Raw genomic sequence first — 23,841 nt, 5'->3', positions numbered from 1 at the left:
CCGGCAGCATAGCGGATGTTCCGATTCAGAACACACCCTTGCTCCACAACGGAACATCGAGGATGCTGAGCGGGCCGCCACCCCGACCGGCGAGGAGGTGCACGGTGGCACCCGTCCTCCTGCCCCGCATGTCCCGCGGCACCGCACTGGCGGTCCGGGTGATCGTGGCCGGCGTACCCGCACTGGTCGGCGTCGCGGTCGCGGTGGTCATCCTGCTGGTGGCCCTGTTCATGAGCGAGCGCCGGCAACGGTACGCACTTCGCGCCGCCAACAGCATTTTCACCCTCGCGGCCACGATCACCCGGCTACCGGATGAGGGCCGCCCGGAGGACGGGCCGGGGTGAACACGGTGGGCGCAGCAGGGTTCGAACCTGCGACCGCTCGGGTGTAAGCCGAGTGCTCTTCCGCTGAGCTATGCGCCCGCACGGCGGCAGTCCCGCCAAAGGACCGCCGCCGCGGGAGACTCAGGCCAGTTCGGCCACGGCCTTCTTCCAGCCCTGCTGGTCGCGGGCCTCGCCCGGGGCGTTGACCTCGGCGAACCGGACCACACCGGTGGTGTCGATCAGGAACGTGCCGCGCACGGCCAGGCCGGCATCGGAGTTGAACACCCCGTACGCCTGGGCCACCTCACCGTGCGGCCAGAAGTCCGACAGCAGGGGGAACTGGTAGCCCTCCTGGTCGGCCCACGCCTTCAGCGAGAACGGCGTGTCGACCGAGACGCCCAGGACCTGGACGCCCTTGTTGTCGTAGTCCGCGAACTCGTCGCGGAGCTGGCACAGCTCGCCCGTGCAGATGCCGCTGAACGCGAACGGGTAGAAGACCAGCAGCACCGGCTTGTCACCGCGGAACGACGACAGCTGGACCGGCTGCTTGTTGTAGTCGTTGAGCGTGAAGTCAGGGGCCTCAGAACCGACCTCGACGGTCATACCAGCGTTTCCTCTCCCGAACGGACACGTGCCTGCGACGACAACCCTATCGTGTCCGTCCGGCGGGACCGGCTCAGCGCTGCTTCGACTTCGACTTCGGCGACACCAGGCGGGTGCCGATCCAGTTCGGGCCGACACTGATGTTGGCGGTCTGGGCCAGGCCGACGGCAGGCACCGCTTCGGCGATTTCGCTCGGCTCGACGTGCCCCGGCTGCCCCGTCTTGGGAGTCAGCACCCAGATCACGCCGGTCTCCTCCAGGGGGCCCCTGGCGTCGATGAGCGCGTCGCCCAGGTCGCCGTCGTCCTCGCGCCACCAGAGCAGCACCACGTCGATGACCTCGTCGGCGTCCTCGTCGAGGATGTCCCCGCCGATCTGCTCCTCGATCGCCGCGCGGACGTCGTCGTCGACGTCCTCGTCCCAGCCGATCTCCTGGACCACCATCTCGGGCTTGATGCCGAGCCTCTCGGCGACGCTGCTCTGATCAGCGTCTCCCGCGGCGACCACTGCTTTCACTCCTCCAACTACGACGGAGTGTGGCATCCCCCACCCTCTTCGAGGGTACGGCGGCGCCACACTCGGCGACCCGGTTGCCGATAGCGAACACTGGTGAAGCTCCGCGCGCAACCGTCCACACCGGATCTTTGACAACTCGTGTCGCAGGATACGGCCCGCGACCGGCCCGCCGCGACGGCGTTTCGGGTACCTCGCGCCCCCGGTCTGCCACCCCTTCGGGTGCCGTCCCCTAGGGTGGGGGAGAAGTAAACGCGCGCGCGATACACCGCGCGCAGGGAGTGGCTCGCCCGGGTCGGCCGATGTTACCGCCAAGTAGCGGTGCGGAAGCCGGGACGGAAGACGACGATGGAGAGTCGTACACCCCCGCGTACGAGCACCACCGGCTACAACTTTTCGCAAGGAGACCCCTTGGCCCCGCAGAACGACGGCGCCTCCGGCAAGGAGACCCCGGCACGCGTACGCGTCATCCGTGACGGACTGGCGGCGCACCTGCCCGACATCGACCCGGAGGAGACCGCCGAGTGGCTGGACTCCTTCGACGAGGCCCTCGCAAGGGGCGGGCAGCAGCGGGCCCGGTACCTGATGCTGCGCATCCTCGAGCGCGCCCGGGAGCGGAACGTCGGCGTCCCGGCGCTGACCTCGACGGACTACGTCAACACCATCCCCACCGAGAACGAGCCCTGGTTCCCCGGCGACGAGGACATCGAGCGCCGCTACCGCGCCTGGATCCGCTGGAACGCGGCCATCATGGTGCACCGGGCGCAGCGCCCCGGCGTGGGTGTCGGCGGGCACATCTCGACCTACGCCTCCTCCGCCGCCCTGTACGAGGTGGGCTTCAACCACTTCTTCCGCGGCAAGGACCACTCCGGCGGCGGCGACCAGATCTACATCCAGGGCCACGCCTCCCCCGGCATCTACGCCCGCGCGTTCCTCGAGGGCCGGCTCTCCGAGTCGCAGCTCGACGGCTTCCGCCAGGAGTTCAGCCACGCGGGTGAAGGCGGCGGCCTGCCGTCGTACCCGCACCCGCGGCTGATGCCGGACTTCTGGGAGAACCCGACGGTGTCCATGGGCCTCGGCCCGATGAACGCCATCTACCAGGCCCGGTTCAACCGCTACCTGCGCGACCGCGGCATCAAGGACACGAACGACCAGCACGTCTGGGCGTTCCTCGGCGACGGCGAGATGGACGAGGCCGAGTCGCGGGGCCTCATCCACGTGGCCGCCGGCGAGGGCCTCGACAACCTGACCTTCGTGATCAACTGCAACCTGCAGCGGCTCGACGGCCCGGTGCGCGGCAACGGCAAGATCATCCAGGAGCTGGAGTCGTACTTCCGCGGCGCCGGCTGGAACGTCATCAAGGTGATCTGGGGCCGCGAGTGGGACTCGCTGCTGCACGCCGACCGCGACGGCGCCCTGGTCAACCTGATGAACGTCACCCCGGACGGTGACTACCAGACGTACAAGGCCAACGACGGCGCCTTCGTCCGCGAGCACTTCTTCGGCCGCGACCCGCGGACGAAGGACCTCGTCAAGGACCTCTCCGATGCCGACATCTGGAACCTCAAGCGCGGCGGTCACGACTACCGCAAGGTGTACGCGGCCTACAAGGCGTCGCTGGAGCACCACGGCCAGCCGACGGTGATCCTGGCCCACACCATCAAGGGCTACGGCCTGGGCCCGGCCTTCGAGGGCCGCAACGCCACGCACCAGATGAAGAAGCTCACCCTCGACGACCTGAAGCTGTTCCGCGACTCGCAGCGGATCCCGATCAGCGACGAAGAGCTCGAGCGCGACCCGAAGCTGCCGCCGTACTACCACCCGGGCGCGAACTCGCCCGAGATCGAGTACCTGATCGGGCGGCGCAAGGCGCTCGGCGGCTTCCTGCCGGAACGCCGTCCCAAGGCCGCCAAGGCCCTGGTCCTGCCGGGCGACAAGGTCTACGAGGGCATCCGGAAGGGCTCCGGCAAGCAGGAGGTCGCCACCACGATGGCGTTCGTCCGGCTGGTCCGCGAGCTGGCGAAGGACTCCGAGATCGGCAAGCGCGTCGTCCCGATCATCCCGGACGAGGCCCGCACCTTCGGCCTCGACTCGATGTTCCCGACGGCCAAGATCTACAACCCGCACGGCCAGACGTACACCTCGGTCGACGCGAGCCTGATGCTGGCCTACAAGGAGTCCGAGAAGGGCCAGCTGCTGCACGAGGGCATCAACGAGGCGGGCTCGACCGCGTCGTTCACCGCCGTCGGCACGTCGTACGCGACGCACGGCGAGCCGATGATCCCGATCTACATCTTCTACTCGATGTTCGGGTTCCAGCGGACGGGTGACGGCCTGTACGCGGCCGCCGACCAGATGGCCCGCGGGTTCGTCCTCGGCGCCACCGCCGGCCGCACCACCCTGACGGGTGAGGGTCTGCAGCACGCGGACGGGCACTCGCTGCTGCTGGCGGCGACCAACCCGGCCGCGGTCGCCTACGACCCGTCGTGGTCGTTCGAGATCGCGCACATCGTCAAGGACGGCCTGCGCCGGATGTACGGCGAGACCGGCCCGGACGGCAACGGCGAGAACGTCTTCTACTACATGACGATCTACAACGAGCCGTACCAGCAGCCCGCCGAGCCGGAGAACCTCGACGTCGACGGCCTGCTGAAGGGTCTGTACAAGTACGCCGACGCCCCCGAAGGCGACGGTCCCGAGGTGCAGATCCTGGTCTCGGGCGTCACGATGCCGGACGCGCTCAAGGCGCAGAAGATGCTGGCCGAGGAGTGGGGCGTGCGGGCCGCGGTGTGGTCGGCGACGTCGTGGACCGAGCTGCGCCGCGAGGCCGTCGAGATCGACCACGACAACCTGCTCTACCCGGGCAGCGAGCCGCGCGTGCCGTACGTCACCGAGGCGCTTTCCGGGACGAACGGCCCGGTCGTGGCGGTGTCGGACTGGATGCGCGCGGTGCCGGACCTGATCCGCCCGTACGTTCCGACCGACATGCTGACGCTGGGCACGGACGGCTTCGGCTTCTCCGACACCCGGCCGGCGGCGCGGCGGAAGTTCCTGGTCGACGCCGAGTCGATCACCGCCGGCGCGCTGTCGATCCTGGCCAAGCGCGGCGAGATCGACCACGCGAAGGTCCTGGAGGCGGCCACGAAGTACCGGCTCGACGACATCTCGGCCGCCGGGCCGCAGACGTCGGATTCCGGGAACGCGTGATCTGGTGCTAGGTTCGGGCCCGGCAGACATCGGATGTCTGTCGGGCCCGTGCACGTAGGGAGCTGGTCAAGGTGACGAAGCGACGACTGCCCAAGCCGAGTGAGCTGCAGCAGATCCTGCGGCCGAAGCCGATCGTGCTGAACCCGACGGACCGCCGGCTGGCGAACGCGCACACCATCGCCGACCTGCGGACGATCGCGCGCAAGCGCACCCCGCGGGCGGCGTTCGACTACACCGACGGCGCGGCCGAGCTGGAAGACAGCCTGCGCCGCGCCCGGCAGGCGTACCGCCGCGTCGAGTTCCACCCGAACGTGCTGCGCGGAGTGTCCGATGTGGACACCACCCGCGAGATCCTCGGCAAGCCGTCGGCGCTGCCGTTCGCCTTCGCCCCCACCGGGTTCACCCGGATGATGCAGCACGAGGGCGAGCGCGCGGTGGCCCGCGTCGCCGAGCGCACCGGCATCCCGGTCGGGCTTTCGACGATGGCGACGACGTCGATCGAGGACCTCGCCGAGGCCGCGCCGGGCGCGCGCAAGTGGTTCCAGCTGTACGTCTGGCGCGACCACGGCGCCGGTGAAGATCTGATGAATCGAGCGTGGGCCGCGGGCTACGACACGCTCATGCTGACCGTGGACACCCCGGTCGGCGGCGCCCGCCTCCGCGACGTCCGCAACGGCCTGACCATCCCGCCGGCCCTCACCCTCAAGACGTTCCTCGACGGCGCGACGCACCCGGCGTGGTGGTTCAACCTGCTCACCACCGAGCCGCTGCAGTTCGCTTCGCTCAGCCACTTCGACGGGACGGTCGCCGAGCTGCTGAACAAGCTCTTCGACCCGACGCTGAACTTCGACGACCTCGACTGGGTCCGCCAGACCTGGCCGGGGAAGCTGGTGGTCAAGGGCGTGCAGAACGTCGACGACGCCCGTGACGTCGTGAAGCACGGCGCGGACGCGGTGCTGATCTCCAACCACGGCGGCCGCCAGCTCGACCGCGCCCCGACGCCGCTGGAGCTGTTGCCGGCGGTGCTGGACGAGGTCCAGGGCGGCGCGGAGGTCTGGATCGACACGGGCATCCTGTCCGGCGGCGACATCGTGGCGGCCATCGCCCGCGGCGCGGACGCGGTGCTGGTCGGCCGCGCGTTCCTGTACGGCCTGATGGCCGGCGGCGAGCGCGGCGTCCAGCGGTGCGTCGACATCCTGCGCACGGAGATGGTCCGCACGATGCAGCTGCTCGGCGTCCGGACCCTGAAGGACCTGACGCCGAGCCACGCCACCCTGCGTTAGACCTGCGCCTGGCCGCCGTCGACGAAGAACTCGACGCCGTTGACGAAGCTCGACTCGCCGGTGGCCAGGAACAGCGCCGCGGCCGCGATTTCCGCCGGATCGCCGAGGCGGCCCAGCGGGACCTGCGCCACCAGGCCGTCGACCAGGTCCTGCCGCCCGTCCTCGTCCACCAGGCCCAGCAGGCCCGGCGTGCGCGTCGGACCCGGGCTCAGGACGTTGACGCGGGTGCCGGTCCCGGCGAGGTCGAGCGCCCAGCTGCGGGCGAAGTTGCGCACCGCCGCCTTCGTCGCCGCGTAGACGCTGAAGGCCGGGCCGACCCGCGTCGAGGTCGTCGAGCCGGTGAGGATGATCGACGCGTTCGCGTTCAGCAGCGGCAGCGCCTTCTGGACGGCGAAGAGGACGCCCTTGACGTTCGTGGCGAACGTCGTGTCGAACTGCTCTTCGGTGATTTCCCCGAGCGGGGCGAAGACCCCGCCGCCGGAGTTGGCCACCAGCACATCCAGGCCGCGGCCCCGCTCCCCCACCACGCGGTAGAGCTCGTCGAGGTCGGCGAGGTTCGCCGAGTCCGCCTGGACCGCCGTCACCCCGCCGCCGATCTCGGCGACCGCGTCGTCGAGGGCTTCCTTGCGGCGTCCGGTGATGAACACGTGGGCGCCTTCGGCCGCGAAGCGCTTCGCGATGGCGAGCCCGATGCCGGTGCTGCCCCCGGTCACGACGGCGGTCTTGTTCTCCAGGTTCACGCTGCTCCTCCAGTTCTTGACTATCTCGTCCAGAACGTACGCCGTTCTGGACGAGATAGTCAAGAACGGGTAGCCTGTTCCCATGGCGAGACCCCGGAGCTTCGACGAGGCGGCCGTGCTGCGCACGGCCCGCGACCAGTTCTGGGAGACCGGCTACGCGGGCACGAAGGTCGACGACATCGCCGCCGCCACCGGCCTCGGCAAGGGCAGCCTGTACGGCGCCTTCGGCGACAAGCACGCCCTGTTCCTGCGCGTCTTCGACCACTACTGCAGCGAGGCGGCCGACGGCACGCGCCGGCAGCTCGAGGGACCCGACGAGACCGCCTACCGGCGATTGGGCGACCACGTGCACGCGATCGCCGAATCGGTCGTCGCCGACCGGGCGCGCCGCGGCTGCCTGATCGCGAAGAGCACGGCCGAATGCGCGGAGCACGACGAGGCGGTCGCGAGCCGGAGCAGGCAGCTGTTCCACGACCTGCAGCAGCACCTGACGGCGTGCATCGCGGGTGCGCAACGCGCGGGCGACATCGCTCCCGGTGCCGACCCCGCCCACCTGGGCGGGCTCGTGCTGGCCGTCCTGCGCGGCCTGGAAGCCCTGGGCAAGGGCGGCTTGGCGCCGGCGGAAATCCGCGCGATCGCCGAGACCGCGCTCGCCGTGCTGCCGAAGCCGTGAAGCGCTGACTCGTTGGGCCGACCGGTCTCAACTTCTTGACGAACCGGCTGGTTTGTGACGAAGATCTCGGGACCCGCCGAAAGGCCGTTTTCGCATCGTGGAAACGGAGGTCGCCCGTGTTCGTGCAGGATCTGACTCCCCTCGGCTCACTCGGCCTGTCCGCGCTCGTGGCCGTCCTGCCCCTCGCCACCGTCCTGGTGCTGCTCGGGGCCGTCCGGATGCGAGCCCACCACGCCGCTCTCATCGGGCTGCTCGTGGCGCTCGTCGTCGGCATCGCCGCGTACGGCATGCCCGTCGTCCAGGCCGTCTCCGGGGCGCTGCAGGGCGCCGCGTTCGGGCTGTGGCCGATCATGTGGATCGTCGTCAACGCGCTGTGGATCTACCGGCTCACCGTGCGGACCGGGCACTTCGACGTCCTGCGCCGCTCGTTCGGGCGGATCTCCGACGACCCGCGCATCCAGGCGCTGATCATCGCCTTCTGCTTCGGCGCCCTCATGGAGGCCCTGGCCGGGTTCGGCGCGCCGGTCGCGATCAGCGCCGTGATGCTGGTCGCGGTCGGGTTCCACCCGGTCAAGGCGGCCGTCGTCGCGCTGGTGGCCAACACCGCGCCGGTCGCGTTCGGCGCGATGGGCACCCCGGTCGTCACCCTCGCCCAGGTCACCGGCCTGCCGCTGCAGGAGGTGTCGTCGATCGTCGGACGGCAGACGCCGCTGCTCGCGCTGGTCGTGCCCCTGCTGCTGGTGATCATCGTGGACGGCAAGCGCGGCCTGAAGGACACCTGGCTGCCCGCGCTCGTCTGCGGGCTCGCGTTCGGGGTCGTGCAGTTCCTCGCCTCGAACTACGTGTCGCCGCAGCTGGCCGACATCGGCGCCGCGCTCGCCGGCGCCGCCGCGCTGGTGGCGCTGCCCCAGACCCGCCGTCCGGTGCCCGAAGCCGTCCGGATCGGCACCGGCGGGACGGCGACCGCGGAGACGCCGCCGGAGGATTCGCGGGGCGACGTCGTCAAGGCGTACCTGCCGTACCTGCTCATCATCGTGATCTTCTCGATCGCCGTGCTGCCGCCGGTCAAGAAGCTGCTGGACAAGGCGACCTGGAAGTTCCACTGGCCCGGCCTGAACGTCGCCGGGCCGAACGGGAAACCGGTCTCCGGCAACACGTTCTCGCTGCCGTTCCTCAACACCGGCGGCACGCTGGTGCTGCTGGCCGGCGTCATCACGGCGGCGCTGCTGGCGGTGAAGGCGGGCGACACCGCGCAGGAGTGGCTGGCGACGGTCAAGGAGCTGCGGTTCGCGATCCTCACCGTCACCGGCGTGCTCGCGCTCGCGTACGTGATGAACCTGTCCGGCCAGACGTCGACCATCGGCACGTTCATCGCCGCCGCGGGCGCCGGCCTGGCGTTCCTCTCGCCGGTGCTGGGCTGGTTCGGCGTCGCCGTCTCGGGGTCCGACACCTCGGCCAACGCGCTGTTCGGCGCGCTGCAGGTGACCGCGGCGCACCAGACGGGCCTGCCGGCGGACCTGCTGGCCGCGGCGAACAGCTCCGGCGGCGTCCTCGGCAAGATGGTCTCGCCGCAGAACCTCACCATCGCCTGCGTGGCGGCGAACCTGCCCGGCGAGGAGGGCAAGCTGCTGCGGAAGGTGCTGCCGTGGAGCGTCGGGTTGCTGCTGGTGCTGTGCCTGATCGTGTGGGGTCAGAGCACGGCGGCGCTCAGCTGGATGCTGCCGTGACCCCGGGCCGGGCGGCGACCCGCTGGGCGGAGCGGTTCCAGCTCCACCAGCCGTGCACGACGAGCCCGGCGAAGACGATGTAGATGGCGGCCGAGAAGTAGAGCCCGGACGAGATCTGCAGCGGCACGCCGATCGCGTCGACGGCCAGCCAGACCAGCCAGAACTCGACGAGCCCCAGCCCCTGCGCCCCGAAGGCGACGAGGGTGCCGACGAAGATGGCGGCGTCCGGCCAGGGCGCCCACGAGGCGTGCAGGGCGTCGAGGACGAGCGCCATCACGGTGGTGCCGACGGCGAAGGCGCCGAGCATGGCCAGCCGTTCGGCGAGCCGGCCCTTCCGGACGACGACGCCGAACACCGGATCCTGGCGGCGCGTCCAGGCCCACCAGCCGTAGACGGAGATGGCGAGGATGGCGACCTGCCGCGCGGCGAGCCCGCCGAGGTGCGCGGAGACGTAGACGGCGAACAGCAGCACGGTGGCCCCGACCTGCACGGGCCACGTCCACAGGGTGCGACGCTGCGCGAGGAAGACCACGGCCAGCGCGAACACCTGCCCGGCGAGCTCCGCGATCGAGATCCACTGGCCCAGCACGGTGATCCCGTGGTGCAGCAGGAAGTCCACGACGGCCCCTTTCGTCCTACCGCTCCCAACATGCTCCTGGGCGGACGCATTCCCCAGGGACTGTGAGCGGCAAGACATCCCGGAACGTGGGACCCGAGCGGCGCGGGCCCGGCGGCTTCCTCGTCCGCCGGGCCCGCGACGCTCCCCCTCAGGCCTGCGGACGCGGGGTGCCCGCCGGCGGGGTCGGGGTGTTGTCCGCCCCCACCGTCGTGCGCGGCCGCCCGGCGGCGGGCATCTCGCCCGTGCGCTGCTGCGGGGTCTCCAGCTGGTGCTCCATGTTCGCCATCCAGCCGCGCCAGCGGTCCTGGGCCGGCTTGATCAGGCCGCCGCCGAAGCCGACCACGATCACGCCGCCGATCGTCGCCAGCACCGCGATCAGGACCGGGCCGGTGATCGCCGTCGCGATGTTCACCTGGCCGAGCGCCGCGATGATGCCGAACGCCATGATCAGCCAGTAGGCGCCCAGCGAAAGCGGGCGCGCCGCGCCCCGGCCGGACAACGCCGACGCGACGACGTCACGCACGACCTTCGCGATGGCCGCGGCCACCACGACGAGCACCAGCGCCACCACGATCCGCGGCAGGAACGCGATGATGTCGTTGAGCAGCTGGCTCACCGGGTTGGTCGGCCCGAACACGCCGAACGCCAGCTGCAGCGCGATCAGCAGAATGAAGTAGTAGACCAATTTGACGAGGATCGCCGTCGCGTCGATCTTCTGCTGCCCGATCTTCCCGCTCAGGCCCGTCCTGTCGACGAGTTTCCCGAAACCGGCTTTCCCGAGCACGAGCGCCAGCCCTTTCGAGATAGCTTTCGCGATCAACCAGCCGATCAGCAGGATGATCAGGAATCCCACGAGTTTCGGGACGAACGTGGCCACCAGGTTCCACGCCTGCCCGAGCCCGTCCTTCAGTTGCTGGCCCATACCGACTCCCTCCACGGATTTGCACCGGATCGTCGATCAAGTACCCAGGGGCGGCAACTCGTGCGCCCCACGATCGAGTGAGACGACTGGCGCGCGAAGATCACCCGTGGCCATACTGGTTCTACCGGTGGGGACCGGGGAGACGAGGCCGTCCGGCGCAGCGTAAACCGCAAGCGCCGGGCGGCCTCGAGCATTACCGGGCAACTCGAGCGTTACCGGGCAAACGAGCCGGCCCCCGGGGGCGCCGGGGGCCGGATGAACAGCGGGAGCACGTCAGGCGGCGCGCAGGGCGTCGCGGAGTTTCACTTTCGCCCCGGTGCGCATGACCGCATTCCGGTAGATCCGCGCGGCCAGCCAGATCAACGCCGGAATCAGCAGCACCACCAGCCCCACCGACATCACCGCTTCCCAGACGGGCACCCCGCCCATCGCCAGCCGCATCGGCATCAGCGTCGGCGAGAACACCGGAATCACCGAAAGCACTTCGACGAACGTGTTGCCCGGATCCGACGGCAGCACGGAAATGCCGATCACGTACCCGGCGATCACGAACATCAACGCCGGCATCGTCGCGCCGCCGACGTCTTCCTGGCGCGAAACCAGCGCCCCGAGCGCGGCGAACACGATCGAGTACATGAAGAACCCGAGCAGGTACCACACGACCAGCCAGATCACGGTGCCCACGGCCGCCGAAACGGAAATCGTGAGCACGTTCGTGGCCAGCCCGGCGACCACCCCGCCGATCCCGATGACGAGCATCTGGATCAGCCCGACCACGCCGATGCCGAGCACCTTCCCGGCCATCAGCTGCCACGGCTTGATCGTCGACAGCAGCAGCTCGACCACCCGCGACGTCTTCTCCTCGACGACGCCCTGCGCGACGGTCTGGCCGTTGATCATCAGCGACAGGTAGATCAGGATGCCGGCGATGATGCCCAGCACGAGCTGCTGGCCGTTGTAGTCGTACGGCTTCTCCAGCGGCGGGTCCTCGACGAACTTCGCGGACGCGATCGCGGCCTGGAACCGGGCCGGATCCCCGCCCAGCGCGACGATCTGCTGGTTGACCGCCACCTGCTGGGACAGCAGCTGCAGGACGTTCGCGAGCTTGCCGTCGAGGTTCTTCTTCACCTGGACGTGCACGCTCCTGCCGTCGCCGGTGAGCAGCGCGTCGATCGAGCCGTCGGCCAGCTTGGCGCGCCCGGCGGCCTCGTCGGCGACCTGGACGAGGTCGATCTTCTCGTCGACCGCCTGCCCGCCGGCCTTCAGCGGCGCCGAAAGGGGCGCCGTGGCCGGGGTGTAGCCGACGGTCGAGTCGGCACCGCCGCCGCCGGCGATCAGCTTGATCAGCACGATGCCGACCACGATCAGCAGCAGCATGATCACCGTGCTGACGCGGAAGGCCTTCGACTTGACCCGGGTGCCGATCTCGCGGGAGGCGACCAGGCCGACCGCCGCCGCCGGGCTCATCCGGACGTCCGGGACCGGGGTGCTCATGCGGGAACCTCCTGGTGGGTGACGACGGAGCGGAACAGGTCGGCCAGCGACGGCTGCTCGCGGGCGAACTCGCGGACCGGCCCGGTGGCCAGCGCCGCCTTGAGCACCGCCTGGTCGTCGGCGCCCTCGCCCAGTTCGAGTTCGGTCACCGGGCCCGTCCGGCCCAGCACCTTCACCCCGGGCAGGCCCTCGGCCCACCCGTCCCCGGCTTCGGGGACGTCGACCCGCAGCCGCACCGCCCCGCCGGCGCGCAGCTCGTCGACCGTGCCCCTGGCGACCATCTGTCCACTGCGGACGATGCCGACGCGGTCGCACAGCCGCTCCACCAGATCCAGCTGGTGGCTGGAGAACACGACGGGCACCCCCTCGGCCGCCTTCTCCTTCAGCACCTGGCTCATCACGTCGACCGCGACCGGGTCGAGGCCGGAGAACGGCTCGTCGAGCACCAGGATCCGCGGCTCGTGCACCAGCGCCGCGGCCAGCTGGACGCGCTGCTGGTTGCCCAGCGACAGCTTCTGCACCTCGTCGTCGCGGCGGCCGGCGACCCCCAGCCGTTCGGTCCACTTCTCCGCCGACGCCCGCGCGTCGGCGGCGGGCATGCCGTGCAGCCGCGCGAGGTACGTCAGCTGCTCGGCGACCTTCATCTTCGGGTAGAGCCCGCGTTCTTCGGGCATGTAGCCGATGTGGCGGCGCGTTTCGTGCGTCACCGGCACGCCGTCGTAGCGGACTTCGCCGGCGTCGGCGGACAACACGCCGAGCGCGATCCGCATGGTCGTGGTCTTGCCGGCGCCGTTGCTGCCGACGAAGCCGAACAGCTCCCCCGGCCGGACGTCGAACGTCATTTCCCGCAGGGCGACCACGTCGCCGTAGCGTTTGGATACCCCGTCTATTTCCAAACCGGTCATTCCGGTCCCCCGTTCGTGATGTCGCCCCGATCCTAGGCAGTGCGTAGACGCCCCGCCTACCCTCGCGCGTTGCCGCCGGGGGCTACGAAAGTTGCGGGGCACGTAGGATCGCGTCGCCATGGAAGGAACCCCAGCCCCGCGCCCGGTGCCGAAGCACCACGGACTGTCCGCGAAGACGCTCCGGCGGCTGGAACACGCGTCCGGGGACATGGCGAGCGCGAGCATCGCGGTGATGGAGCGACGGCTGACCTGGTTCGCCCGGCTGCCCGCCGACCAGCGCGCGAGCGTGCTGCTGATCACCCAGGCGGGGGCCGCGGGCTTCGTCGACTGGCTGCGGGACTCCAAAGAGGCCCTGAAGCTCACGACCGAGGCGTTCCGCGACGCGCCGGCCGAGTTGTCGCGCTGGATCAGCCTGCGCCAGGCGGTCGGCATGGTGCGGCTGGCCATCGAGGTGTTCGAGGAGCAGCTGCCGGACTTCGCGGCGAGCGAGGCCGAACGGGCCGCGCTGATCGAGGGAATCCTGCGCTACGGCCGGGAAATCGCGTTCGCGGCGGCGAACTCCTACGCCGCCGCCGCGGAGGCGCGGGGCGCCTGGGACGCCCGGCTGGAGGCACTGGTCGTCGACGGCATCGTCCGCGGTGACGCCGAAGAGTCGGTGCTGTCCCGGGCCACGGCGCTGGGCTGGGAGCCCTCCGCCGCCGCCACGGTGCTCGTCGGCAACCCGCCGTCGGAGGACCCGCCGACGGTGGTGTTCGAGGTCCGCAGCCGGGCGGCCCGCGTCGGCCGTCCGGTGCTGCTGTCGGTGCAGGGCTCCCGGCTGGTGGTCGTGGTCGGTGGCCCGACCGACGGCGGTGTGAAGGAGCGGGAGATCCTGACCCGGATGTCGGTGGCGTTCGCCGAGGGCCCGGTGGTCGCCGGCCCGACGGTGCCGACGCTGGCGGAGGCCCACCACAGCGCGACGGAGGCGTTGTCGGGCCTGCGGGCGGTGGTCGGCTGGCCGGGCGCGCCCCGCCCGGTGCGCTCGGCGGACCTGCTGCCCGAGCGCGCGCTCTCGGGCGACGCGGAGGCCGAACGCCTGCTGGTGGACACGATCGCGCGGCCGTTGGAAGAGGCCGGCCCGACGCTGCAGCGCACGGTCGAGGCGTACCTGGAGAGCGGCGGCGTGCTGGAGACGTGCGCGAAGACGCTGTTCGTCCACCCGAACACCGTGCGCTACCGGCTGCGGAAGGCGGCGGACCTGACGGGGTGCCAGGCGACCGACCCGCGGGACGCGCTGGTGCTGCGGATCGCGCTGACCGTCGGACGGCTGGCGCGGGCCCGCGGACTCTGGTGACGCCGCGGCTGTCGAGAACCCGGCCGCGGCTCCGTCCCCGGAGCACGAGCGGCCACCGGGCCGCGTGACCCGGGAGGAATCATGACGATCCAGCGGATGGACAACGTCGGCATCGTGGTCGACGACCTGGCGGCGGTGGTCGCGTTCTTCGTCGCCCTCGGCCTGGAGCTCGAGGGCGAGGCCACGGTCGGGGGCCCGGAGGTGGACCTCCTCGTCGGGCTCGAGGGGGTGCGGTGCGACATGGCGGTGGTCCGGACCCCGGACGGGCACGGGCGGCTCGAGCTGATGAAGTTCCAGGCGCCGGCGGCCCCGGCCGCCGTCGGGCCGGGCGCGCCGCTGAACGCCTACGGACTCCGGCGCATCATGTTCGCCGTCGAGGACCTGGACGCCGTCATCGCCCGGGTGCGCCCGCACGGCGCCGAGCTCGTGGGCGAGGTCGTGCGGTACGGCGGGGGTCACCGGCTCGGCAACCTCCGCGGGCCCGAGGGGATCGTCGTCGCGCTGGCCGAGAAGCTCTCCTGAGGCGCCACCCCGAGACGGGCGTCACGTGATGGACTTAACAGCGAAAGGTGATTGAACCCGACAAGGCTTCCGGGTTACGCGCGAGCTTCTGCGGCGCGTCTTTGGAGGGTTCCGACAAAGACGCCGCACAGACACTGTGAACGTCGGCATCCCGGGAAACACCCTCTGCCGTGTTGTCTAGAAGGGTGACAGCAGCAGTCCTCGCTCCCGGTCAGGGGTCCCAGGCCCCCGGTATGTTCACGCCCTGGCTCGACCTCGACGGCGCGCGCGAACGCGTCGCGCAGTGGTCCGAGCGCGCGGGGCTCGACCTGCTCCGCCTCGGGACCGAGGCCGAAGCCGAGGAGATCCAGGACACCGCGATCGCGCAGCCGCTGATCGTCGCCCTGTCGCTGCTCACCTTCGAGCACCTCCAGGCCACCGCGCCGGTGCCCGCGGACGCCCCGGTCGCCGGCCACTCCGTCGGCGAGCTCGCGGCCGCCGCGATCGCCGGGGTGCTGAAGGCCGAGGACGCCGTCGCGCTCGCCGCCGTCCGCGGGGCCGAGATGGCGAAGGCGTGCGCGCTGGAACCGACGTCGATGGCCGCGGTCATGCTCGGGGACCCCGAGCAGGTCGTCGCGTGGCTCGAAGAGCAGGGCCTGACCGCGGCGAACCGCAACGGCGCCGGCCAGATCGTCGCCTCCGGCGCCGCCGACACGATCGAGAAGATCGTCGCCGAGCCCCTCGAAGGCACGAAGATCCGCGCCCTCAAGGTCGCCGGCGCGTTCCACACGCGGTACATGGCGCCCGCCGAAGAGGCGCTGCGCGCCCACGCCGCCGAGCTGACCCCGGCCGACCCCACCCGCCCGCTGCTGTCCAACGCGGACGGTGCGGTCGTCACCAGCGGGGCCGAGTACCTGGCGCGGCTGGTCTCCCAGGTCACCCGCCCGGTCCGGTGGGACCTGACGATGGACGGCCTGGTCTCGCTCGGCGTCACCCGCACGATCGAACTCGCGCCCGCGGGCACGCTGACCGGCCTGGTCAAGCGGCAGCTCAAGGGCGTCGTCACCACTATCACCGCGCTGAAGACGCCGGCCGAGCTGGCGGCGCTGCGCCAGGAGGACGCCTCGTGACCGACCGACCCACCCTGAGCCTCACCACCGGCTCCCGCGGCAGCCGGGTGCTCGGTGTCGGCAGCTACCAGCCGGCCAAGATCGTCACCAACGACGACCTGTCGCAGGTCATGGAGACCAACGACGAGTGGATCCAGACCCGGGTCGGGATCGTCGAGCGCCGGTTCGCCGAGAAGGACGAGCTGCTCACCGACATGGCCGTCGCCGCCGGCACCGCCGCGCTGGCCGACGCCGGCGTGGACCCGTCCGAAGTGGACACGGTGATCCTGCCGAACTGCACCATGCCGACGCTGATCCCGAACGCCGCCGCCCAGGTCGCGGCCCGGATCGGCATCCCCAGCCCCGGCGCGTTCGACCTCAACGCCGCGTGCGCCGGGTTCTGCTACGGCCTCGGCGTCGCCTCCGACCTCGTGCGGGCCGGCTCGGCGAAGAAGGTCCTGGTCATCGGGGCGGAGAAGCTCACCGACTCGGTCGACCCGACCGACCGGGCCAACGCGATCATCTTCGCCGACGGCGCGGGCGCCGCGGTCGTCGGCCCGTCCGACGAGCCGGAGATCGGCCCGGTGTCGTGGGGCAGCGCGGGTGACCTGGTCGACCTGATCTACATGCGCGACGAGAAGTACATCTACCAGGAGGGCCAGTCGGTCTTCCGGTGGGCGACCACGAAGATCGCGCCGATCGCGCTGGGCGCGCTGGAGGCCGCCGGGCTGAAGCCGTCCGATGTGGACGTGCTGATCCCGCACCAGGCCAACCTGCGGATCGTCGAGGCGATCGCGAAGAAGCTGCGGGCCAACGGCGCCCGCGACGACATGGTCGTCGCCGACGACATCAGGTTCTCCGGCAACACCTCGTCGGCGTCCATCCCGCTCGCGCTGGACCACATGCGCAAGGCCGGGACGGCGAAGCCCGGCGACGTGGTGCTGGCGGTCGGGTTCGGCGCGGGCCTGTCCTACGCCGGGCAGGCGTTCATCTGCCCCTGATCACCGTTACGCTCCCCGCGGGCACTCGCCCGTGGTGAAAAAGACCCCCAGATAGACCGAGAAGGGAACTACCCCATGGCTGACAACGCTGAGATCCTCGCCGGCCTCGCCGAGATCGTCGAAGAGGTGGCCGGTGTGGCTCAGGACGACGTCACCGCCGAGAAGTCGTTCGTGGACGACCTGGACATCGACTCGCTGTCGATGGTCGAGATCGCCGTGCAGGCCGAGGACAAGTTCGGCGTCAAGATCCCGGACGACGAGCTCGCCAACCTCAAGACCGTGGGCGACGCCGTGAACTACGTGTCGGCCAACTCCAAGTAAGTCCTCTTCCCTCCTTGAGGAGACTCGAATGAGCAACTTCGACGTCGTGATCACCGGTCTCGGCGCCACCACACCGCTCGGTGGGGACGTCACGTCCACCTGGGACGGTCTGCTGGCCGGGCGGAGCGGGGTCCGGGCGATCGAGGCCGACTGGGTCGAGGAGCTGCAGCTACCCGTCAAGATCGGTGGCCAGCTGGCCGTCGATCCCTCGGAGGTCCTCCCGCGGGTGCAGGCCCGCCGGCTGGACCGCTGCGAGCAGGTCGCGCTGATCGCCGCCCGGCAGGCGTGGGCCGACGCCGGGTACACCGAGCCGACCGACGAGCACACCGATGTGGACCCCGACCGCCTCGGCGTGTCGATCGGCACCGGCATCGGCGGCCCCGTCACCCTGCTCACCCAGAACGACCTGTTGCACCAGCAGGGTCTCCGCAAGGTGTCGCCGCTGACCGTGCCGATGCTGATGCCGAACGGCCCGGCCGCGCACGTGGGCATCGACCTCAAGGCGCGGGCCGGGGTGCACTCCCCGGCCTCGGCCTGCGCCTCGGGCGCCGAAGGCATCGCCAGCGGGGTGGAGATGATCCGCTCCGGGCGCGCCGACGTCGTGATCGCGGGGGGCGCCGAAGCGTGCATCCACCCGATCACGCTGGCCGGGTTCGCCCAGGCCCGCACGGTGTCCACCCGCAACGACGACCCGGCGAGCGCGTCGCGGCCGTTCGACTCCAGCCGGGACGGCTTCGTCCTCGGCGAGGGCGCCGGCGTGGTCATCCTGGAGCGCGCGGACCTGGCGAAGGCCCGCGGGGCGCGCGTCTACGCGACGATCGCCGGGCACGGCATCACCTCGGACGCCTACCACATCACGGGCAACCACCCCGAGGGCGTCGGCCAGATCGCCGCGATGCGCGCGGCGATGAAGATGGCCGGCGTGACCGCCGCGGACATCGGGCACGTGAACGCGCACGCGACGTCCACTGTGGTCGGTGACATCGGCGAAGCGGCGGCGATCCGCAACGCGGTCGGGGAACACCCGGTCGTGACGGCGCCGAAGGGCTCGCTCGGCCACCTCGTCGGCGGCGCGGGCGCGGTCGAGGGGATCATCACGATCCTGTCGCTCTACCACGGCATCGTGCCGGCCACCCGGAACCTGACCGACCTGGACCCGCGGGTGCAGCTGGACGTCGTCGCGGGCGAGCCGCGCAAGGTCGAGCTGACCGCGGCGATCAGCAACTCGTTCGGCTTCGGCGGGCACAACACCGCGCTGCTGTTCACGGCCTGAGGTTTTCGCAACCGAAGAAGGGCCCGGCTTCGGCCGGGCCCTTCTTCGCGTTCAGCACTTTTCGTGTTCGGGCGGCGGCCCGCCGTCGACGGCGGCGACCTTCAGGGCCTTGTCCTCGACCACCATCGGCATGACGAGCCGCCACTTGATGCAGGACTCGCGGAAGAACAGCGGGGCGTCCTCGGGGGCCTGCCGGCTGGTGAACCCGACCAGGACCCGCAGCGAGTTCCCGGACGAGCGCTCGATCCGGTAGACGAGGGCGTCGCTGTCCTTTGTGGTGCGAACGCCCTTCTTCCAGTCGCTCTGCGACTGGGCGGCGGCCCGCTCGTCGGTGACCACGTCGGTCCACAGCGGGTACTGCTTGGTGTTGATGGCCTCGAAGTACTTCTGCAGCACCCGGCGGACGGTGTCGGCCTGCGGGTGGGCCCGCGCGTCGTCGGTCATCCCGACTTCGCCGGCCGCGCCCGGCGCGCCGCTGCTGGCCGAGGACGGCGGCGGCACCGCGACGGAGGTGTCGTCGGCGGGCTGGTCGGGCCGGCGGTAGAGCTCGCGCGCGAGCAGGCCGCCGCCGACGGTCACCGACAGCACGACGACCACGACGGGCACCAGCCAGCGCTGGCGGGAGCCGGGGGCGGGGGTGGTCACCCCGGAGAGCGTACCGGCCCCCGCCCGTGGCTCAGCCGACCTGGTGCAGCCAGGTCACCGGCGCGCCGTCGCCGGCGTGGCGGTAGGGCTCGAGCGCCTCGTCCCAGCTCGCGGCGAGGAGTTCGTCGAGCTTGTGCGCGAGCGACTCGCCGCCGCGCGTCATGCTCACGAGGGCGCGCAGCTGGTCTTCGCCCACCACGATGTCGCCGTTGGCGCTGGTCCGGCCGTGCCACAGGCCGAGGCCGGGCGCGAAGCAGAACCGTTCGCCGTCGACGCCCGCGCTGGGCTCTTCGGTCACCTCGAACCGAATCATCGGCCACGCCTTGAGGGCGGACGCCAGTTTGGCGCCGGTGCCCGCGGGCGCGCGCCAGCCGCATTCAGCGCGAAGCTGACCCGGACTGGCCGGCTGCGCCGTCCACTTCAGGTCAACGCGGGCACCCAGGGTGCCCGAAAGAGCCCACTCGACGTGCGGACACACCGCAGACGGCGACGAGTGGACGTACACCACACCTCGGGTGCTGCCACGGGTGCTCACTGCTACCTCCGCTTGTTGCTCGACGAGGGACGTCTTCCCCTACGCCCTGTCTCGAGCTGCGGAACGGCTTCAGCGCGGCTCCCGAATGCCGCCTCCGATGCGTTGTAGCACATTCTGCACCCCAACCGTGCCGTTTGGCCACATGAACACCACAAGTCACCCGCCGCCCCACTTTCGGAGGGCACCGCGCCGTGCCGTCCCCGTGTCGCGCGGTTCGCTGCGCTGGGCGCGCTAGCGTGATGACCCGGAACGACGAGCGGAAAGGGGCTTTCGGTGCGACTGGTGCGCCTGGAGCGGCAGCAGTCCCGGGTCGCCGACGACGTCCGGGCGGCACTGGCGTCCCTGGGCCGCGGCAGCACCATGATCGGCGGCATCGCGTTGATCGGTGTCGGCTCGGTGACGGAGCGCCCGATCGAGGCGGTGGTCCTGCTCCCCCACGGGGTGATCATCGTCATCGGCGTGGACCTGCCGGACCCGGCGCTGCGGTTGGAGGCCCCGCTGGGAGCCCCGTGGAAGGCGGACGGCTGGCCCCTGGTCACGGACGACGACGCGGTCAACCCGGCCACGGAGGCCCTGGACCTGTCCCAGGCGTGCGAGCGGCGGATCGCCTCACTGGTCCCGGGGACGGCACCGGTGGGAACGATCATCGCGGTGGGACCGTACGTGGAGACGGTCGACCAGCCGGCGGCCGACCTGGCGGGCCCGGTGCGAGTGCTCCACCCGACCCCGACGACGATGCTGGCGGCAACGGTGTCCCTGGCCACGGCCCACCGGCCCCGCTCGGTGGACCAGGTGCGGGCGCTGATCAAGGGGCTGGTGCCTTCGGCACCGGAGTTTTCGGACGAGGTGCTGCTGGGCGAGGGCTTCAGCCGCCTGACGGACGATGCGCCGCCGGAGTCCCTTTGGGACGATGGACCGGGGGAGGCGGCTGGGGCTCCGGTTGCGGTGGGGTTGAGTGACTGGCGGACCGAGACGCCGGCCTCTGCAGAGCCGGTTGTTGCGGAGAGCTCCGAACCCGCTGCGGAGAGCCCGGCGGCCAACGATGCGGAAGCCGAGACACCGGCCGCCGCAGAGCCCGAGGTCGCGGAGACCCTCGGCTCCCCTGCCGAGGTTCCCCCGGCCGATGCGGAAGCCGAGCGCACCGAGACACCGGCCGGGACGGAGCTGGACCCGGCCCCTGATTCTCGGGCGCTGCCCGTGTTCCCCGGGCCCGAAAAGGTCGAAAACCCCGCACCACGGCCCACCACACCCGAACCGGCCGGCCACGCCGCCGAAGCCGCCGAGGTCCCCGCGCCTCTCGCCGAAGCCCCGGCCACACCCCTGCCCACCGCAGCCGCACCCCGGCCCGCCCTGCCCGCCCCCGGCGCTCCCAAGCCTTCCCCGCACCCCCGCCCGCAGCCCAGCCCCAGCCCCAGCCCCGCCCCCGCGGCGTCGCGGACCGTCCGCTGGGTCCCCCTCGGCGCCATCGCCGTGCTCGTGCTCCTCGCCGTCGCCGCGATCGTCGTCGCCACCGCCGGAGACCGCACCGCCGCCGCGCCCGTCGCCGCTGCGCCACCGCCGCCCTCCGTTGCGCGTAGTGCCGCTCCCAAGCCGCCGAGCCTCGAGTTCGCCCTGCGCGCCGCCGCCAAGGATCAGGGGTGCGCCTCGCACGCCTTCGGTGACGCCCAGGCCAGCCTTCAGCAAACCAGCTGCTCAGGCGTCCAACGCGCCAGCTACGCCGCCACCATCGACGGGCGGCCCGGGGCTGTCACCGTCGGGATCGTCGCCTTCCCCGATGCCGCGCAGGCCGCCGCCTTCAAGGCCGTTGCCGACACGCCCGGCGGCGGGGGCATCCTCGACCTCGCCGCCGAGACCGGCCAGTGGGGCTCCACCGCCGCCCCGCGGTTCGAGAACGCCGCCTACGCCAGCAAGCTCGACGGCAGCTCCGTCCGGGTCGTGCAGGCCGTCTGGGCGCCGGGACCGTCCACTGCGGACGATCCCGGCCTGGTCCGGGCCGCGAAAGCCGCCCTCGACCTACCCGCCCAGTAATTCCTCAGAGCCCGTACGCCTCCAGCAGGCGCAGCCACACCTCGCTGATCGTCGGGAACGACGGCACCGCGTGCCACAGCCGGTCCAGCGGCACCTCCCCGACGATCGCGATCGTCGCCGAGTGCAGCAGCTCCGAGACGTCCTGACCGACGAACGTCACACCCAGGAGGACGTTCCGCTTCGTGTCGACGACCATCCGGGCCTTGCCCGTGTAGCCGTCCGCGTGCAGCGACGAGCCCGCCACCGCGATGTCGATGTCGACGACGCGGTCCGCCGAGCCCGGCCGCGCGTCCGCCAGGCCCACCGCCGCGACCTCGGGGTCGGTGAACACCACCTGCGGCACCGCGTGGTGGTCGGCCGTCGCGGTGAAGGGGCTCCACGGCTCCGAGGACACCGGTTTGCCCGCGGCCAGCGCCGCCACGGTGTCCCCGGCCGCACGGGCGCCGTACTTGCCCTGGTGGGTCAGCGGGGCCCGGCCGGTGACGTCGCCCGCCGCGAACAGCCAGCCACCGTCCACTGCGGACACGCGGCCGGTGTCGTCGACCTCCAGCGGCTGCCCGGGCTCGATGCCGAAGCGCTCGAGCCCGGCGGTCGCGGGACGGCGGCCGGTCGCGACCAGGAACTCGTCGACGACGAGCGTCGAACCGTCCTTGAGCGTCAACGTCGTCCCGGCGTCACCGGCGGCCACCGAGGACACCCCCGAATCCGCGTGCACCCGGACCCCGGCGTCCCGCAGCCCCTGCAGCACGAGATCACCCGCGAAGGACGCGTTGCGCGGCAGCGGCCGCGGGCCGGTGATCACCAGGTGGACCTCCGACCCCAGGGAAGCGAACGCCTGCGCCATCTCGACGCCGACCACGCCACCGCCGAGGACGCCGAGCCGGCCCGGCACCGAAGACGCCGACGTCGCTTCCCGCGAACCCCACGGCCGGATCGTGTCGAGCCCCGGAATCGGCGGGGTGCTCGGCACGCTGCCGGTGCAGACGATCACCGCGTGCCGCGCGGTCAGCACGCGGTCGCCGCCGACCGTCACCTCCCGCTCACCGGTGATCTCGCCGTGCCCGCGGACGGGCTCGATGCCGGCGCCGCGCGCCCAGTCGACCTGCCCCGAGTCGTCACCCTTGCCGGTGAACCAGTCACGGCGAGCGAACACCGCCGCCGGGTCGAGCCGGTCGCCGACCGGCACGCCGGGCACCCGCTTGGCCGCGGCGAGGAGATTTCCCGGCCGCAGCAACGCCTTGCTCGGGATGCAGGCCCAGTAGGAGCACTCGCCGCCGAAGCGTTCGTGCTCGACGAGGGCGACCTTCAGGCCTCCACGAGCCGCTCGTTCGGCGGCCACCTCCCCCACCGGACCCGCGCCGATCACCACTACGTCAAAAGTCTCTCCAGCCATGGGGTTCAGCGCACACCACCACGCGGGATCACGCAAGCCAGCGGCTATCCTCGGTCAGGAAGCTGCAAGTTCCGGCGGCACCGGATGCCGTCGGCCCGGTGCACGCGAACACATCACACGTTCGAGCACGGGAGGTTTGTCGTGGCCAAGAACACGGCGGTGCAGGTGCTGGATGATCTGACCGGCGAGCCCGCGGCGGAGACCGTCGGGTTCGGGCTGGACGGCATCGACTACGACATCGACCTCTCCTTCGCCAACGCCGAGGCGCTGCGCGAGCTCCTGCAGCGGTACGCCGACGCCGGGCGCCGCACCGGCGGCCGCAAGAACCGCCCGCGGATCGTCCCCGGCGCGCCGAAGACCCCGCCGGCGAGAACGAAGGCGACGCCCGCCAAGGCCACCAAGGCCGCGCCAGTCAAGGTGAAGGCCACCCCGACGAAGGCCAGCGTCCCGGTCGAACCCGCGAAGGCCACGCGCACCAAGAAGGCCGCGGAGCCGAAGAGCACCCGGGCGACCGCGCGCAAGATCCCGACCGTCACCTTCTCGGCGGCCGAGTAAGTCCAAAGTAGACAGAGCGCGCCCCGGTGTCGTGAGTGGTAAGGCGTGTTAGAACGCGCCTAAACACACACGAACACCCCCCGCCCAGCCGACGCGGGCCGCTGAAGAGGGGCGCGGGGCGGCCGCGGGCGGGCCCGAGG

At 71.4% G+C, this 23,841-nt stretch carries 23 protein-coding genes and 1 tRNA gene; 13 read left to right on the top strand and 11 right to left on the bottom strand.

All coding sequences use genetic code 11. The features are described 5' to 3' along the window. Window positions 1–104: 104 nt before the first annotated feature. Complete coding sequence (locus ABZW17_RS39815; RefSeq protein ID WP_354826023.1) at window positions 105–344, top strand: hypothetical protein; 240 nt, start codon at window positions 105–107, stop codon at window positions 342–344. A 6-nt stretch (window positions 345–350) separates the two neighbouring features. On the opposite strand, the gene ABZW17_RS39810 is transcribed toward ABZW17_RS39815, so the two are convergent. From ABZW17_RS39810 to ABZW17_RS39800, 3 genes are all read right to left on the bottom strand, one after another. Beyond that, window positions 351–422 (bottom strand) — tRNA-Val (locus tag ABZW17_RS39810). Between the two features lie 42 nt (window positions 423–464). Then, entirely contained in the window at window positions 465–926 is a 462-nt protein-coding gene (locus tag ABZW17_RS39805; protein ID WP_354826020.1) for a peroxiredoxin, read from the bottom strand. Between the two features lie 73 nt (window positions 927–999). Further along, entirely contained in the window at window positions 1,000–1,431 is a 432-nt protein-coding gene (locus ABZW17_RS39800; protein WP_003084504.1) for a DUF3052 domain-containing protein, read from the bottom strand. Window positions 1,432–1,848: 417 nt separating this feature from the next. On the opposite strand from ABZW17_RS39800, the gene aceE reads away from it, so the two are divergent. Further along, window positions 1,849–4,644 (top strand): pyruvate dehydrogenase (acetyl-transferring), homodimeric type, encoded by a 2,796-nt coding sequence (aceE, locus tag ABZW17_RS39795; protein ID WP_354826018.1) that lies wholly within the window; start codon window positions 1,849–1,851, stop codon window positions 4,642–4,644. A gap of 71 nt (window positions 4,645–4,715) precedes the next feature. Then, entirely contained in the window at window positions 4,716–5,927 is a 1,212-nt protein-coding gene (locus ABZW17_RS39790; RefSeq protein WP_354826015.1) for an alpha-hydroxy acid oxidase, read from the top strand. Here the strand turns inward: ABZW17_RS39790 and ABZW17_RS39785 are convergent. Beyond that, entirely contained in the window at window positions 5,924–6,667 is a 744-nt protein-coding gene (locus ABZW17_RS39785) for an SDR family oxidoreductase (protein ID WP_354826012.1), read from the bottom strand. The genes ABZW17_RS39790 and ABZW17_RS39785 overlap by 4 nt on opposite strands. Before the next feature lie 82 nt (window positions 6,668–6,749). On the opposite strand from ABZW17_RS39785, the gene ABZW17_RS39780 reads away from it, so the two are divergent. Beyond that, window positions 6,750–7,340 (top strand): TetR/AcrR family transcriptional regulator, encoded by a 591-nt coding sequence (locus ABZW17_RS39780; RefSeq protein WP_354826009.1) that lies wholly within the window; start codon window positions 6,750–6,752, stop codon window positions 7,338–7,340. Window positions 7,341–7,456: 116 nt separating this feature from the next. Further along, window positions 7,457–9,067: an L-lactate permease gene (locus ABZW17_RS39775; RefSeq protein ID WP_354826006.1), complete on the top strand. Its 1,611-nt coding sequence runs from the start codon at window positions 7,457–7,459 to the stop codon at window positions 9,065–9,067. Here the strand turns inward: ABZW17_RS39775 and ABZW17_RS39770 are convergent. The 4 genes from ABZW17_RS39770 to ABZW17_RS39755 form a co-directional block, all read right to left on the bottom strand. Beyond that, window positions 9,048–9,686: a nicotinamide mononucleotide transporter family protein gene (locus ABZW17_RS39770; RefSeq protein WP_354826003.1), complete on the bottom strand. Its 639-nt coding sequence runs from the start codon at window positions 9,684–9,686 to the stop codon at window positions 9,048–9,050. The two genes, ABZW17_RS39775 and ABZW17_RS39770, sit on opposite strands and share 20 nt — an antisense overlap. A gap of 148 nt (window positions 9,687–9,834) precedes the next feature. Beyond that, complete coding sequence (locus tag ABZW17_RS39765) at window positions 9,835–10,608, bottom strand: hypothetical protein (RefSeq protein WP_354826001.1); 774 nt, start codon at window positions 10,606–10,608, stop codon at window positions 9,835–9,837. Between the two features lie 273 nt (window positions 10,609–10,881). Next, window positions 10,882–12,102: an ABC transporter permease gene (locus ABZW17_RS39760; RefSeq protein WP_354825999.1), complete on the bottom strand. Its 1,221-nt coding sequence runs from the start codon at window positions 12,100–12,102 to the stop codon at window positions 10,882–10,884. Further along, on the bottom strand, window positions 12,099–13,007 hold the full coding sequence (locus tag ABZW17_RS39755; protein WP_354825996.1) for an ATP-binding cassette domain-containing protein: 909 nt from the start codon (window positions 13,005–13,007) through the stop codon (window positions 12,099–12,101). The genes ABZW17_RS39760 and ABZW17_RS39755 overlap by 4 nt, the downstream gene beginning before the upstream one ends. 118 nt (window positions 13,008–13,125) lie before the next feature. Here ABZW17_RS39755 and ABZW17_RS39750 point away from each other — a divergent pair, with 118 nt between their 5' ends. The 6 genes from ABZW17_RS39750 to ABZW17_RS39725 all read left to right on the top strand — a co-directional run bounded on the left by ABZW17_RS39750 (window position 13,126) and on the right by ABZW17_RS39725 (window position 18,545). Then, window positions 13,126–14,340: a helix-turn-helix domain-containing protein gene (locus ABZW17_RS39750; RefSeq protein WP_354825993.1), complete on the top strand. Its 1,215-nt coding sequence runs from the start codon at window positions 13,126–13,128 to the stop codon at window positions 14,338–14,340. Between the two features lie 81 nt (window positions 14,341–14,421). Then, the gene (locus ABZW17_RS39745) at window positions 14,422–14,862 is read left to right on the top strand and encodes a VOC family protein (RefSeq protein ID WP_354825990.1); all 441 of its coding nucleotides are present in this window, start codon (window positions 14,422–14,424) and stop codon (window positions 14,860–14,862) included. A gap of 185 nt (window positions 14,863–15,047) precedes the next feature. Next, complete coding sequence (locus tag ABZW17_RS39740) at window positions 15,048–15,971, top strand: ACP S-malonyltransferase (RefSeq protein ID WP_354825988.1); 924 nt, start codon at window positions 15,048–15,050, stop codon at window positions 15,969–15,971. Further along, window positions 15,968–16,951 carry a beta-ketoacyl-ACP synthase III gene (locus tag ABZW17_RS39735; RefSeq protein ID WP_354825985.1) on the top strand — a complete coding sequence of 328 codons (984 nt, stop codon included), beginning with the start codon at window positions 15,968–15,970 and terminating at the stop codon, window positions 16,949–16,951. Before ABZW17_RS39740 ends, ABZW17_RS39735 begins: the two co-directional genes overlap by 4 nt. Window positions 16,952–17,026: 75 nt before the next feature. Further along, window positions 17,027–17,272 carry an acyl carrier protein gene (locus ABZW17_RS39730; protein WP_004559006.1) on the top strand — a complete coding sequence of 82 codons (246 nt, stop codon included), beginning with the start codon at window positions 17,027–17,029 and terminating at the stop codon, window positions 17,270–17,272. A 28-nt stretch (window positions 17,273–17,300) separates the two neighbouring features. Then, entirely contained in the window at window positions 17,301–18,545 is a 1,245-nt protein-coding gene (locus ABZW17_RS39725; RefSeq protein ID WP_354825983.1) for a beta-ketoacyl-[acyl-carrier-protein] synthase family protein, read from the top strand. Window positions 18,546–18,596: 51 nt separating this feature from the next. Here ABZW17_RS39725 and ABZW17_RS39720 read toward each other — a convergent pair whose 3' ends face one another. Beyond that, complete coding sequence (locus ABZW17_RS39720) at window positions 18,597–19,190, bottom strand: hypothetical protein (protein ID WP_354825981.1); 594 nt, start codon at window positions 19,188–19,190, stop codon at window positions 18,597–18,599. A gap of 31 nt (window positions 19,191–19,221) precedes the next feature. Continuing rightward, entirely contained in the window at window positions 19,222–19,725 is a 504-nt protein-coding gene (locus ABZW17_RS39715; RefSeq protein ID WP_354825979.1) for a DUF3145 domain-containing protein, read from the bottom strand. 273 nt (window positions 19,726–19,998) lie between these two features. Between ABZW17_RS39715 and ABZW17_RS39710 the strand changes: the two genes are divergently transcribed. Beyond that, window positions 19,999–21,753: a hypothetical protein gene (locus ABZW17_RS39710; protein WP_354825976.1), complete on the top strand. Its 1,755-nt coding sequence runs from the start codon at window positions 19,999–20,001 to the stop codon at window positions 21,751–21,753. Window positions 21,754–21,757: 4 nt separating this feature from the next. Here ABZW17_RS39710 and ABZW17_RS39705 read toward each other — a convergent pair whose 3' ends face one another. Further along, on the bottom strand, window positions 21,758–23,146 hold the full coding sequence (locus ABZW17_RS39705) for an NAD(P)/FAD-dependent oxidoreductase (protein ID WP_354825973.1): 1,389 nt from the start codon (window positions 23,144–23,146) through the stop codon (window positions 21,758–21,760). A gap of 141 nt (window positions 23,147–23,287) precedes the next feature. Here ABZW17_RS39705 and ABZW17_RS39700 point away from each other — a divergent pair, with 141 nt between their 5' ends. Next, complete coding sequence (locus tag ABZW17_RS39700) at window positions 23,288–23,701, top strand: Lsr2 family protein (protein ID WP_354825971.1); 414 nt, start codon at window positions 23,288–23,290, stop codon at window positions 23,699–23,701. Window positions 23,702–23,841: the final 140 nt, after the last annotated feature.

Origin of the sequence: Amycolatopsis sp. NPDC004625, assembly GCF_040609695.1 — a bacterium.
Classification (GTDB): Bacteria; Actinomycetota; Actinomycetes; order Mycobacteriales; family Pseudonocardiaceae; genus Amycolatopsis.
This window is presented reverse-complemented; position numbering and strand designations above follow the sequence as displayed.

What these genes read in the sequence shown, in the direction of transcription:
- ABZW17_RS39760 (WP_354825999.1), bottom strand. Translation starts at nt 12,102, where the DNA reads ATGAGCACCCCGGTCCCGGACGTCCGGATGAGCCCGGCGGCGGCGGTC.
- ABZW17_RS39780 (WP_354826009.1), top strand. Translation starts at nt 6,750, where the DNA reads ATGGCGAGACCCCGGAGCTTCGACGAGGCGGCCGTGCTGCGCACGGCC.
- ABZW17_RS39725 (WP_354825983.1), top strand. Translation starts at nt 17,301, where the DNA reads ATGAGCAACTTCGACGTCGTGATCACCGGTCTCGGCGCCACCACACCG.
- ABZW17_RS39705 (WP_354825973.1), bottom strand. Translation starts at nt 23,146, where the DNA reads ATGGCTGGAGAGACTTTTGACGTAGTGGTGATCGGCGCGGGTCCGGTG.
- ABZW17_RS39750 (WP_354825993.1), top strand. Translation starts at nt 13,126, where the DNA reads ATGGAAGGAACCCCAGCCCCGCGCCCGGTGCCGAAGCACCACGGACTG.
- ABZW17_RS39805 (WP_354826020.1), bottom strand. Translation starts at nt 926, where the DNA reads ATGACCGTCGAGGTCGGTTCTGAGGCCCCTGACTTCACGCTCAACGAC.
- ABZW17_RS39745 (WP_354825990.1), top strand. Translation starts at nt 14,422, where the DNA reads ATGACGATCCAGCGGATGGACAACGTCGGCATCGTGGTCGACGACCTG.
- ABZW17_RS39765 (WP_354826001.1), bottom strand. Translation starts at nt 10,608, where the DNA reads ATGGGCCAGCAACTGAAGGACGGGCTCGGGCAGGCGTGGAACCTGGTG.
- ABZW17_RS39730 (WP_004559006.1), top strand. Translation starts at nt 17,027, where the DNA reads ATGGCTGACAACGCTGAGATCCTCGCCGGCCTCGCCGAGATCGTCGAA.
- ABZW17_RS39755 (WP_354825996.1), bottom strand. Translation starts at nt 13,007, where the DNA reads ATGACCGGTTTGGAAATAGACGGGGTATCCAAACGCTACGGCGACGTG.